Raw genomic sequence first — 11,895 nt, forward strand, 5'->3', positions numbered from 1 at the left:
GCACCGAATCCGCCACACCACTTAATAAGATACCGATCATGACCCAACAACTTCAAAACCTCATCGACACCGCCTGGGAACAGCGCGCCGAGATCACCCCGGCCAACGGCACGGCGGAACTGCGCGAGGCAGTGGCCCACGTGATCGCGGGCCTGGACGACGGCAGCATGCGCGTGGCGCAAAAAACCGGTGCCGACTGGGTGGTCAACCAATGGATCAAGAAAGCGGTGCTGCTCTCCTTCCGCCTCGAAAACAACAGCGTGATGACGTCCGACGGCACCATGCAGTTCTACGACAAGGTACCGACCAAGTTCGCCAACTACACGGCCGACGATTTCGCGCGTGGCGGCTTCCGCGTGGTGCCGCCGGCGGTCGCCCGGCGCGGCAGCTTCATCGCCAGGAACGTGGTCCTGATGCCGTCGTACGTCAACATCGGCGCCTACGTCGATGAAGGCGCCATGGTCGATACCTGGGCCACGGTCGGTTCGTGCGCGCAGATCGGCAAGAACGTGCACCTGTCCGGCGGCGTGGGCATCGGCGGCGTACTCGAACCGATGCAGGCCAATCCGACCATCATCGAAGACAATTGCTTCATCGGCGCCCGTTCGGAGATCGTCGAAGGCGTCATCGTCGAGGAAAATTCGGTCATTTCGATGGGCGTATACATCGGCCAGTCGACCAAGATCTACGACCGCGCCACCGGCGAAGTAACCTACGGCCGCGTGCCGGCCGGTTCGGTGGTGGTGTCGGGCAACCTGCCATCGGAAGATGGCAGCTACAGCCTGTACTGCGCTGTGATCGTGAAACGTGTGGACGCCAAGACACGCGCGAAAACCGGTATCAACGAATTGCTGCGCGGTATCTGATACAGTAAAAGTCCAAACCAGGAGAAAAAAAATGGCAATGGACCGCTTGTTCCATCTGATGAAAGAAAAAAACGCGTCGGACATGTTCTTCGCGGTCAATTCGCCCGTCCACATCAAAATCAACGGCAACCTGATTCCCATCAATCAGCAAAAGCTGGAGCCGGACAATATTTCCGCCCTGCTCGCCGAAATCTGCACCCAGGCGCAGATGGATGAGCTGATGCGCGAAAACGAGCTCAACATGGGTATTTCGGTCGCCAACCTGGGCCGTTTCCGTTTGTCGGCCTTCCGCCAGCGCGGCACGATTTCGGCCGTGTTCCGTTTCGTGCCGGCCGTCATTCCGGCGCTGGAAGACCTCGGCCTGCCCCACGTGCTGGCCGACCTGATCATGGAAAAGCGCGGCTTGCTGCTGCTGGTGGGCGCCACCGGTTCGGGCAAGTCGACCACCATCGCCTCGATGCTGGACCACCGCAACGAGTTGCGCGCCGGCCACATCCTGACCCTGGAAGATCCGATCGAATACCTGTTCAAGAACAAGAAATCGATCGTCAACCAGCGCGAAATCGGCAGCGATGCCGCCAGTTTCTATACGGCACTGCGCAATTCGATGCGCCAGGCGCCCGATTGCATCCTGATCGGCGAGATCCGCGACAAGGAAACCATGGCTGCCGCCCTGGCCTATGCCCAGTCGGGCCACTTGGTGCTGGCGACCTTGCACGCGAACAACAGTTATAACGCGCTGAACCGGATCATCAGTTTTTATCCGATCGAAAACCGCCCGGCGCTGCTGCAGGATTTGTCGTCGGCGGTCAAGGCGATTGTGTCGCAGCGCCTGGTGCGCTCGGCGGCCGGCGGCACGCGCCAGGCAGCGGTGGAAATCATGGTCAACACGCGTTACATTGCCGACTTGATCGACAATGGCGAGATCGGCCAGATCAAGGAAGCGATGGAAAACAGCCTGTCGCCCGGCTCGCAAACGTTCGAATCGGCCTTGTACGAACTGGTCAAGAGCGGCCTGATCACCCAGGAAGAAGGCTTGGCCAATGCCGACTCGGCCACCAATCTGTTGTGGCTTCTTAACAACGGTCCGGAAGTGCGCGCGGCCAGCACCCAGGAGGCGGCGCCCAAGCCGGTCGAGGAATCGTCCTCGTTCACCGAGTTTACGCTCAACAGCTGATTCCGGCGGCGCCAGCCGCCCTCCCTGCGCACCGCGCGCAGCGATCGCCACCCTTGCCACCGCGCTGGCAAGGGCGCGCCTGTGGTATCCTCCCGGGTTCCCCAAGAACACTCAGGCAACCACGCCCGCATGCCGGGCGCCGGCTGGCCGCGCTCCTGATCGACCATGAAAAAAACCCTGTACGGCATTCCCAACTGCGACACCGTCAAAAAAGCCCGCACCTGGCTGGCGGAGCACGAGCAGGCATTCGACTTCCACGACTTTAAAAAGCAGGGACTCGAACGCGCCACCGTGGCCGCCTGGCTCGATCAAATCGACTGGGAAGTGCTGGTCAACCGCAAGGGCACGACCTGGCGCAAGCTGCCCGACGAGCGGCGCGCCGCCATCGTCGACAAGGCCAGCGCGCTCGAACTGATGCTCGAACAGCCTTCCGTCATCAAGCGCCCCGTCCTCGCGGGCGCCGGCAAGCTGTCGGTCGGCTTCTCCGACGACCAGTACCGCCAGATCTTTTCACTGTAATGCCCTGCCAAAGACCACAATGACCTTTTCCCGTACCCTCGCGCTGACCGAAAAACTGATTGCGCTCTCGTCGATCACACCCGACGACAAAGGCTGTCAGCGGCACCTGATCGACTTGCTATCGCCGCTCGGCTTCGTGTGCGAGACCATCGAATCGAACGGCGTGACCAATCTGTGGGCGCGCAAGGGCACGGCGTCGCCGGTGTTCGTCTTCGCCGGCCATACCGACGTGGTGCCGACCGGCCCCGTCGAACAATGGCAATCGCAACCCTTCATTCCGACCCAGCGCGACGGCAAGCTGTATGGCCGCGGCGCTGCCGACATGAAGACCTCGATCGCGGCCATGGTCGTGGCCTGCGAAGAATTCATCGCTGCCCACCCGGACCACCTTGGCTCGATCGCGTTTCTCATCACCAGCGACGAGGAAGGCCCGGCCACCGACGGTACCGTGGTGGTGTGCCGCCTGCTGGAAGAGCGCGGCGAAAAGATCGATTACTGCCTGGTGGGCGAGCCGACATCGGCCCACGTACTGGGCGACATGATCAAGAATGGCCGCCGCGGTTCGCTGTCGGGCAAGCTGGTGATCAAGGGCATCCAGGGCCACATCGCCTACCCGCAGCTGGCGCGCAACCCGATCCACCAAAGCGCACCGGCGCTGGCCGAACTGGCCGCCGAGCAGTGGGACGCGGGGAACGAATACTATCTGCCGACCTCCTGGCAGATGTCCAACATCCACGCCGGCACGGGCGCCAACAATGTGATTCCCGGAGACGTGACGATCGACTTCAACTTCCGCTTTTCGACCGCCAGCACCGCCGACGGCCTGCAGGCGCGCGTACATGCAATCCTCGACAAGCACGGCCTTGAATACGACTTGGCGTGGACCTTGTCCGGCCTGCCGTTCCTGACCCCGCGCGGCACCCTGTCGGACGCGCTCTCGAGCGCCATCCTCAGCGAGACCGGCGTGCACACCGAATTGTCGACCACGGGCGGAACCTCGGACGGCCGCTTCATCGCCCGCATCTGCCCGCAGGTGATAGAATTCGGCCCTCCGAACGCCAGCATCCACAAGATCGACGAGCACATCGACGTGCGTTTCATCGATCCGCTCAAGAATATCTATCGCCGCACGCTCGACAACCTGCTGGCGAGCGCGCCACCCAACACATGACCCGAGAACAGCCATGAACACTACCCTGTTTACCACCCCGCGCGACCTGCTGCGCTATGCGATCACCCGTTTCAACGGCGCCAAGCTGTTTTTCGGCCACGGCAGCGCCGAAGCGCTGGACGAAGCGGCTTACCTGATCCTGCATACGCTCAAGCTCCCGCTCGACAAGCTCGATCCCTTCCTCGACGCCCGCCTGCTGCCGGACGAAGTGCTGCAGGTGCTGGCCGTGATCGAACGCCGCGTCAACGAGCGCGTGCCGGCCGCCTACATCACCAACGAAGCGTGGCTGGGCACCTATGCCTTCTACGTCGATGAACGCGTGATCGTGCCGCGCTCCTTCATCCATGAACTGATCCCGCACCAGTTCAGCCCCTGGGTGGAAGATCCGTACGCGGTCGAGAACATCCTCGAACTGTGCACCGGGTCGGGCTGCCTGGCGATCATGATGGCCGACGCCTTCCCCGACAGCGTGGTCGATGCGGTCGATATCTCGACCGATGCGCTGGCCGTGGCCGAGCGCAATATCCGCGAGTACAAGCTCGAAGGCCGGGTCAACCCGATCGCCTCGGACCTGTACCAGAATGTCCCGTTCAAAAAATACGACCTGATTATCTCGAACCCGCCGTACGTCAATTCGGCGTCGATGGCATCCTTGCCGCCCGAGTACCTGCGCGAGCCGCAGATTGCGCTCGACGGCGGCGCCGACGGCATGGACCTGGTGCGCAAGATCGTCGCCGGCGCGGCCGAACGCCTCACGCCGAACGGCATCCTGATGGTCGAAATCGGCAACGAACGCGATTACGCGGAAGCGGCCTTCGGCCACCTCGGCCTGACCTGGGTGACCACCAGCGCCGGCGACGACATGGTTTTCCTGCTTACCGCAGAACAATTGCAAGCACAGTAATCCCCACTCATTACAAAAAGTAGAACATGATCCGTTTCCTGAACGTTAGCCTGATGCGCGGCACCAAGCCGCTGCTGGAAGGCGTCGACCTTACCCTCAACCCGGGCGATAAAATCGGCCTGATTGGTGCCAATGGCGCCGGCAAATCGAGCCTGTTCGGCATGCTGCGCGGCGAACTGCACCCGGACCAGGGCGAGATCGATTTCCCCGCCAAATGGCGCATGGCTTACGTGGCCCAGGAAACGCCGCCGCTCGAACGCGCGGCGCTCGATTACGCCATCGACGGCGACGTCCATCTGCGCAAACTGGAAGCGGAACTGGCGCGCCTGGAGTCCGAGCCGGAATCGACCGAGAACGGCATCGCCATCGGCGAGATCTACAGCGCATTGGCCGACGCCGACGCCTACACGGTACAGTCGCGCGGCGAACAGCTGCTGCTGGGCCTTGGCTTTTCGCTGTCGCAGATGCAGCAGCCGATCGCCAGCTTTTCGGGCGGCTGGCGCATGCGCCTGAACCTGGCGCAGGCCCTGATGTGCCCTTCCGACCTGCTGCTGCTCGATGAACCGACCAATCACCTGGATCTGGACGCGATCATCTGGCTGGAAGACTGGCTCAAACGCTACGCCGGCACCCTGATCATCATTTCGCACGATCGCGACTTCCTCGACGAAATCGTCAACGTCATCGTGCACATCGACGAGCGCAGGCTGAAACGCTACTCGGGCAACTACTCCGGTTTCGAGCGCCAGCGCGCGGCCCAGATGATCCTGGCCGCCGGCGCCCTCGCCAAGCAGCAGCGCCAGCGCGCCCACCTCGAATCGTTCGTGAACCGCTTCAAGGCCCAGGCCTCGAAGGCGCGCCAGGCCCAGAGCCGCATGAAGGCCCTGGAGAAAATGGAAGAACTGGCGCCCTTGCGCGCCGCCGCCGAATTCTCGTTCGAATTCCGCGAGCCGCTGTCCGCACCGAATCCGCTGCTGGTCATGGAAGACGTGGACGCCGGCTACCACATCCTCGACGAGCATGGCGACAAGGTCGGCGACAAGGTGATCGTCTCGGGTATCAAGTTCTCCCTGCAGATCGGCCAGCGCATTGGCCTCCTGGGTGTAAACGGCGCCGGTAAATCGACCCTGATCAAGACCATCGCCGGCGAACTGATGCCGCTGACCGGCGACGCCACGCTCGGCAAGGGCCTGTCGATCGGCTACTTCGCCCAGCACCAGGTTGAGATGCTGCGTCACGACGAATCGCCTCTGTGGCACCTGGCGAAAATTGCGCCGACGGTGCGCGAGCAGGAGCTGCGCAACTTCCTGGGCGGCTTCAACTTCCCGGGCAATATGGTCACCAGCCCGATCCGCCCGTTTTCCGGCGGCGAGAAAGCGCGCCTGGCACTGGCGCTGATCGTCTGGCAGCGCCCTAACCTGCTGCTGCTCGATGAACCGACCAATCACCTGGATCTGGAAACGCGCGAGGCGCTGACCATGGCGCTGGCGCAGTTCGAGGGCACCTTGGTGGTGGTATCGCACGATCGCCATCTGCTGCGCGCCACCACCGACCAGTTCATCATCGTCGCCGACGGCAAGCTGCAACCGTTCGACGGCGATTTGGACGACTACAAGGATTGGCTGTTCCAGACCAAGCTTGGCAAGGGCACCACCGTGCTGCCGGCGGCGGGCAAGGACAACAAGACCGCATTCCCGGTCGCCACCGCGGTGGCCACGCCGGCCGCGCCGGTGGCCGACAAGAAGGACCAGAAGCGCCAGGACGCGGAGCAGCGCCAGCGCACGGCCGCGCTGCGCAAACCGATCGAGGGCAAGATCAAGCGCCTGGAAGAGCAGATCGCCAAGCGCAACGAGCAAAAGGCGGAAGTTGACGGCAAGCTGGGCGAAGCGAGCATCTATGAAGCGGCCAATAAGGCCAAGCTGAAAACGCTGCTGGCGGACCAGTCGTTCTACAAGAAGGACCTGGCGCAGCTGGAAGCGGAATGGATGGAATTGCAGGAGCAGCTGGAAGGTCTGGCGGCTTAACTGTTAGCTCGTCGCCCCCGCGCAGGCGGGGGCCCAAGTTCGTGGCTCAGTCGTTAACTACGGAGCTAACTTGGGCCCCCGCCGAGTGCCGCCTTGGCGCGGGGGCGACGGTTTTGATGTTAGCGGGAGAATTACGAACTTGGGCCCCCGCCGAGTGCCGCCTTGGCGCGGGGGCGACGGTTTTGAGGTTAGCGGGAGAACAAAGTGCTTGCTGACACGGCGTCAAATGCGCGCCGTGGGGGCAGTTCTTACGCGGCTTTTTGCGCGCCGGCGACGGTCTCGCGCCGGATCGACATCAGCTTGTCGATGTCTACCAAAATCAGGCGCCGGCCATCGGTTTCGCCCAGTCCCATCAGGTAGTCGCAATCGCTGTCGCGGGTCAGGCCCGGAATCGGCGAAATCTGGTTCGGGTACAGGCGCACCACATCGGTCACCCCATCGACCACCATCCCCATCACGCAACTCGACAGCTGCAGGATAATCACGTCGGTCATCGGGTCGGGCGAGGCGGCGCGCGCGTTGAACGCGACCCGCATGTCCACCAGCGGCATGATCACGCCGCGCGACACCGCTACCCCCTTGACGATCGTGCCTTCCGAGGCGAAGCGTTCGAGCGACTTGAATGTGCGCAATTCCTTCACCTTCCGAAAGTCGACCCCGTATTCCATGCCTCCCAACTGAAAGCTCAGGAACTCCATCTTGCCGATGGGGGCAAACTGCGTTGACATCGTGTGCATGGTGGTCCTTTCGTCTTTGCGGGGATGCGGCAAGGTCGCGAAACCCCATCGTAATGCGCGTGTGCAAGGCTCTCGTTGAGCGCGATCAAGGTTTCCGGCGGTCCGCCTGCGCTTGCAATGCAACGGGAACGCTTTACAATGGGGCGGCGATATTCCGGGGGGACAATTGCAAACTTGAAGGGTGCACAATGTATCAATGGGTGAAGCGATTTTTTTCGGCTTCCGAGCCGACGCCGGATGCGCCTGGCCAGGTGCCAGCCAGCCAGCCGGCGCCCGCCGTTGCCAGCGCAGCGCCGGCGGGCAGCCCAGCCCAGCTGTCGTTCGAGCAGCGCGACGGGGTCAACGGCAGTTACTTCAATTGGCTGTTTGACAACGCCGACGTGACCGGCCTCGATACCACGCCGCACGAAAACCAGGTGCTCGATGCGCTGACCGCGATCCTGGCATCGCAGCAGTCGGGCGCGGCGCTGGTCCGGCGCCTGCCCGGCCTGCTGCCGCAACTGCTGCAAAGCCTGCGCAGCGATAATTTTTCTGGTGCGCAACTGTCGCGCACCATTTCCAACGACGTGGTGCTGGTGGCGGCCGTGATCCGCATGGCCAATACCTCGTTCAAGGGCAGCGGCACCACCATCACCAGCGTCGAACACGCGGTCATGCTGATCGGCCAGGAAGGCTTGCGCCACCTGATTACCAGCGTCGCCTTCCGCCCCATCATCGACCTCAATTCGGGCCAGTACACGCGCCTGCTGGCGCCGCGCATCTGGGACCAGTCCGAGCGCTGCGCGGTGGCCAACCGCATGCTGGCCGAGGACATGGGCATCGACCCCTTCGAAGCCTTCCTGGCGGGGCTGGTGCAGAACGTGGGCCTGATCGTCACCCTGCGCATCATGGACCAGATGAGCCGCGGCGAGAAGGAACTCGGTTCGGAGATGTTTTGCGCGCGCCTGGTGCGCGACGCCCGCATCCTCACCTGCAGCATCGGGCGCGAATGGAACTTCCCCGAGCGCGTGGTCACCGCCATCGGCGAACAGGCCGGCATGCGCAAAGGCGTGCCGGTGTCGCCGCTGGGGCGCTTGCTGACGCAGTCCGATTACCTGAGCAAGGTACGCATCCTGGTCGACAACGAGCGCCTGGGCAAGGACGATCCGGTGCTGTTCAAGGGCCTCTCGCCACGGGCGATGGCATGCTACCGCGAGCTCGATGCGATCGATGACGACGTGGCGGCAGCGCCCGCGGCGCCGGCGCCGTGAGCGCGACCATCGATCCGGGCGAGGTGGAGTTTTCCGCGATCCGCGCCCAGGGGCCGGGCGGGCAAAATGTGAACAAGGTGTCGTGCGCGGTGCACCTGCGCTTCGACGTGGGCGCGTCGTCGCTGCCAGATCCGATCAAGGAACGGCTGCTGGCCTTGTCGGACCAGCGCATCACCCAGGCGGGCGTGGTGGTGCTCAAGGCGCAGCAGTCGCGCAGCCTGGAACAGAACAAGGAAGACGCGCTGCGCCGGCTGCAGGAACTGGTCGACAGCGTGGCCGTGCTGCCCACGGTGCGCCGCGCGACGCGGCCGACCCGCAGCTCGCAGCGCAAGCGGCTCGACTCAAAGACACGCAGCGGGCAGACCAAGGCGATGCGGGGGAAGGTCAGCGAGTAAGCGCCGCCGTCGCCCCCGCTATTGTCGCTCCGTCGCCCCCGCGCCAAGGCGGCACTCGGCGGGGGCCCAAGTTCGTTCTGGCGCCGACGGCTGAGCGGAGGACTTGGGCCCCCGCCTGCGCGGGGGGGCGACGGTGGCGTGACGGTAGCGCGGCGGTGGCGCGACGGTAAGGCGACGGTAGTGGACACACGAACGCGCTAATTCATACCCCGGTCTGCCAGTTCACCGCCCCCTCGTCCGCGACTAAAATCACATCGCCCTCGGCGCGCTTGGTGCGCAGCTTGAGCTTGATGTCCTTGGCGGGCAGGTCGTAGATGCTGCTGCCGTCCGGGTTGTAGGTCATCGACCGCACCACGGTTTCGCCCTCGATCTGCTTGACCGCCACCGAACTGACGCCGCTGCTGTCGCTGCGCTGCCGCACCAGGTCCTCCACCAGCGCGGCGCCGGCCTGCTGCTCGGTCTCGGCCGCCTTCACGTCCAGCGACACCTTGGCGATCGCCTTCAACGCCGGCCCCACGCCCAGCGCCATCTTCTGGAACATCGGCACCTGCTCCTCGGTGAGAATGAGTTCCTTCTTGCGCACCTTGGAAGCGAGCATGACGTACTTGCGCACCTCCGGCTCGTTGGTCATCGCTTCCATCTCGGCCTTGCGCTGCGCCGCCAGCTCGCCGAACTGCGCGACCCGCGCCGACATCGCCGCGATCACCTCGTCCAGGCGCGCGGTATCGGGCTGCAGCGCGAAGATGCTCATCTCGCTCTGGCGGCGCGGCCCGGCGCTGTCGATCGACACCGTGCGCGCCGCGATGGCGCAGCCCTCGGCATGGCCGATCACGACTTCGTCGGCCATGATCTCGCAGTTCACCGCATGCGTGATCGACACGCGCGTGCCCGACACGATGCAGCTCTCGGCGCGGTTGACGACCACGTCGCCCAGGCTGGCCTGGATCACCGAGCCGGAAGCGACGCCCTTGACGCGGATATCGCCGCGCGCATTGTGCGCGCTGCCGCCGACCAGGTTGCGGTTCAGCAGGACCTCCCCGCCGCGCGAGATGATGCTGCCGAAGACGTCGGCGTGGATGATGATGCCCTCGCCTTCGACCACGCGTTTTTCCTGCACTTCGCCGAATTCCTCGAAGTCGCCGGTCAGCTTGAGGTTACCCGTGGTGCGCGCGCTCACGCCATCGCGGCTGACGATCTTGTCGCCCACCGAAATGCGCCCGGTCGCGCTGTCCACGTTCAAAAAACCGGCCTGCTGGGCGATCAGGAATTCGCCCTCGCCCGACACCTCGACCACGGTGCCCGGGCCGGCCATGGGCGCCACTTCGGTATCCTCGGGAATGGGCGGATCGATGCGCAGCCCGGACAGCTCGAAACCGGCCGTGCCGGGCACGCGCGGCACCTTCTTGAGCAGCCGCACGCCCTTGTCGACTTGCGGAAAGCGGTTCTGGAACGCCATCAGATCGAGCTTGCCGTTGGCCAGTTGCAGCGGCGCGTCGCTGCGATGCAGGTCGCTGGTCACTTCGATCACATGAGCGTCGCGCCCGGCGCGCGGTTCGAGCAGGCTGGCCACCACCACGCGCTCGGATTTGCCAGCATCGATGGCCGCGCGCACCGCCTCGACGTCGATCCCGAAGCGGATGCCCTTGCCCCACATGTCGGCGATGAATTCGTCCACATCGAGCCGGGCGACGATTTCCGGTCCATCCGGATCGTCGGGGTTGGGCACGTACACCGGTTCGAAAAAGTATTCGGCCTTGCCGCGGTTGATCTTGACCGCCTTGTAGAGCGGCCGGCGCAGCGCACTGAAAGGCTTGATATCGGCAGCGATGCGGAGGATCGCGTGCCCGTCCGGCGAGCGCGGCAAGGGCGGCCCGGCCCCGTAAATGGCCTTGATCAGCAGCGGATAGTCGAGCTCGACCAGGTAGCTGGTGGCGAAGATGCGGTCAATGGCGGCGCTGAAGGTCGTGCCAAGCACGCTCGGGTCGCCGTACACGCCGTCCGGGCGCTTGATGATGCACTGGTCCAGCTCAAGAGGCGCAGTCTCCGCCACCGTAGGCGGACGCGGCGCACTGACGCCAGATAATTCATTCGACACGACGGCGCTCCATTACGGGCTTATATACCTGGCAAGTATATTTCGCTATTGGTAAGTTTTTTCTAGCGTAACAGGTTGTGTCGGCCAAAGAAACATTTGGATGCGGAATATTCAACAAATGTAACGTTTGGGCGGGGAGGCGGACAGCGGGGATGGTACGGGCGGGAACGGGCGCCGTGGCGCGCCCGGGAGGGGGTTAGCGGCGCGGCGCGTTCTTGTAGATATCGACGCCGGCTTCGTTGATCTGGCGCCGCAGGTCGCGCCGCTCGTCGGGCGTCATCATGCGCCCGCCGCGGCGGGCAAGGTCGGCAGTGTTCTGGGCATTCTGCTCTTGCTGGGCCTGAAGCTGGCGGCGCTGATCCTCGGCGCGGGTATCGAGCTGGCGCTGGGTGTCCTGGCGCTGCTGTTGCTGGGCACGCTGGGCATCGACGATGCGCTGGGCTTCGCGTTCCTTGTCGCCGGGGTTGGCCTGGGCCACCGACAAACTGGCGCAAGCGAGCAGACAGCATACGGCCACGCGACGGACGAACGCACGCCCGCAACCTTGAGCGCTTGCGACTGCCTTGGTTTGAATGTGCGCGTTATTCATCATGATTCCTCTTCCGCGGTGCCTGGTAAACATATAAGCTTGACCTGCTTGAACCCAGTGTATGACCATTTGCACCAAGGCATAAGTCGAATTGGGTAAAGTTTGTAACAGTATGTAATGACCTACGCGCAGGGTGTTTTATCGGGCGATATGACGTTACCATAGCGA

The 11,895-nt window shown here is 63.8% G+C and carries 11 protein-coding genes; 8 read left to right on the forward strand and 3 right to left on the reverse strand.

Annotated elements, in window-relative coordinates:
* The first annotated feature begins 38 nt into the window (after window positions 1-38).
* From dapD to IV454_RS30260, 6 genes are all read left to right on the forward strand, one after another.
* Window positions 39-866, forward strand: coding sequence for a 2,3,4,5-tetrahydropyridine-2,6-dicarboxylate N-succinyltransferase (gene dapD, locus IV454_RS30235; protein ID WP_206089309.1), 828 nt, complete (start codon window positions 39-41; stop codon window positions 864-866).
* Between the two features lie 31 nt (window positions 867-897).
* The gene (locus tag IV454_RS30240) at window positions 898-2,043 is read left to right on the forward strand and encodes a PilT/PilU family type 4a pilus ATPase (protein ID WP_054263569.1); all 1,146 of its coding nucleotides are present in this window, start codon (window positions 898-900) and stop codon (window positions 2,041-2,043) included.
* Between the two features lie 165 nt (window positions 2,044-2,208).
* Window positions 2,209-2,562 carry an ArsC family reductase gene (locus IV454_RS30245; protein ID WP_054263570.1) on the forward strand — a complete coding sequence of 118 codons (354 nt, stop codon included), beginning with the start codon at window positions 2,209-2,211 and terminating at the stop codon, window positions 2,560-2,562.
* A 19-nt stretch (window positions 2,563-2,581) separates the two neighbouring features.
* The gene (gene dapE, locus IV454_RS30250; RefSeq protein WP_206089310.1) at window positions 2,582-3,733 is read left to right on the forward strand and encodes a succinyl-diaminopimelate desuccinylase; all 1,152 of its coding nucleotides are present in this window, start codon (window positions 2,582-2,584) and stop codon (window positions 3,731-3,733) included.
* A gap of 13 nt (window positions 3,734-3,746) precedes the next feature.
* Window positions 3,747-4,637 (forward strand): 50S ribosomal protein L3 N(5)-glutamine methyltransferase, encoded by an 891-nt coding sequence (gene prmB / locus IV454_RS30255; RefSeq protein WP_206089311.1) that lies wholly within the window; start codon window positions 3,747-3,749, stop codon window positions 4,635-4,637.
* A gap of 26 nt (window positions 4,638-4,663) precedes the next feature.
* Window positions 4,664-6,661: an ATP-binding cassette domain-containing protein gene (locus IV454_RS30260; protein WP_054263573.1), complete on the forward strand. Its 1,998-nt coding sequence runs from the start codon at window positions 4,664-4,666 to the stop codon at window positions 6,659-6,661.
* Window positions 6,662-6,909: 248 nt separating this feature from the next.
* On the opposite strand, the gene IV454_RS30265 is transcribed toward IV454_RS30260, so the two are convergent.
* Window positions 6,910-7,398: a chemotaxis protein CheW gene (locus IV454_RS30265; protein WP_370663764.1), complete on the reverse strand. Its 489-nt coding sequence runs from the start codon at window positions 7,396-7,398 to the stop codon at window positions 6,910-6,912.
* 200 nt (window positions 7,399-7,598) lie between these two features.
* Between IV454_RS30265 and IV454_RS30270 the strand changes: the two genes are divergently transcribed.
* Window positions 7,599-8,648 (forward strand): HDOD domain-containing protein, encoded by a 1,050-nt coding sequence (locus IV454_RS30270; RefSeq protein WP_229521922.1) that lies wholly within the window; start codon window positions 7,599-7,601, stop codon window positions 8,646-8,648.
* Window positions 8,645-9,043 (forward strand): alternative ribosome rescue aminoacyl-tRNA hydrolase ArfB, encoded by a 399-nt coding sequence (gene arfB / locus IV454_RS30275; protein ID WP_054263576.1) that lies wholly within the window; start codon window positions 8,645-8,647, stop codon window positions 9,041-9,043. Before IV454_RS30270 ends, arfB begins: the two co-directional genes overlap by 4 nt.
* A 202-nt stretch (window positions 9,044-9,245) precedes the next feature.
* On the opposite strand, the gene IV454_RS30280 is transcribed toward arfB, so the two are convergent.
* Entirely contained in the window at window positions 9,246-11,138 is a 1,893-nt protein-coding gene (locus tag IV454_RS30280) for a flagellar assembly protein A (RefSeq protein ID WP_206089313.1), read from the reverse strand.
* Window positions 11,139-11,334: 196 nt separating this feature from the next.
* A complete protein-coding gene (locus IV454_RS30285) occupies window positions 11,335-11,730 on the reverse strand; it encodes a hypothetical protein (protein ID WP_229521923.1) in 396 nt (131 codons plus the stop codon).
* Between the last annotated feature and the right edge of the window lie 165 nt (window positions 11,731-11,895).

Source organism: Massilia antarctica, assembly GCF_015689335.1.
Taxonomy (GTDB): Bacteria; Pseudomonadota; Gammaproteobacteria; order Burkholderiales; family Burkholderiaceae_D; genus Telluria_A; species Telluria_A antarctica.

What these genes read in the sequence shown, in the direction of transcription:
- IV454_RS30265 (WP_370663764.1), bottom strand. Translation starts at nt 7,398, where the DNA reads ATGCACACGATGTCAACGCAGTTTGCCCCCATCGGCAAGATGGAGTTC.
- IV454_RS30245 (WP_054263570.1), top strand. Translation starts at nt 2,209, where the DNA reads ATGAAAAAAACCCTGTACGGCATTCCCAACTGCGACACCGTCAAAAAA.
- IV454_RS30285 (WP_229521923.1), bottom strand. Translation starts at nt 11,730, where the DNA reads ATGATGAATAACGCGCACATTCAAACCAAGGCAGTCGCAAGCGCTCAA.
- prmB (WP_206089311.1), top strand. Translation starts at nt 3,747, where the DNA reads ATGAACACTACCCTGTTTACCACCCCGCGCGACCTGCTGCGCTATGCG.
- dapE (WP_206089310.1), top strand. Translation starts at nt 2,582, where the DNA reads ATGACCTTTTCCCGTACCCTCGCGCTGACCGAAAAACTGATTGCGCTC.
- IV454_RS30240 (WP_054263569.1), top strand. Translation starts at nt 898, where the DNA reads ATGGCAATGGACCGCTTGTTCCATCTGATGAAAGAAAAAAACGCGTCG.
- IV454_RS30260 (WP_054263573.1), top strand. Translation starts at nt 4,664, where the DNA reads ATGATCCGTTTCCTGAACGTTAGCCTGATGCGCGGCACCAAGCCGCTG.
- dapD (WP_206089309.1), top strand. Translation starts at nt 39, where the DNA reads ATGACCCAACAACTTCAAAACCTCATCGACACCGCCTGGGAACAGCGC.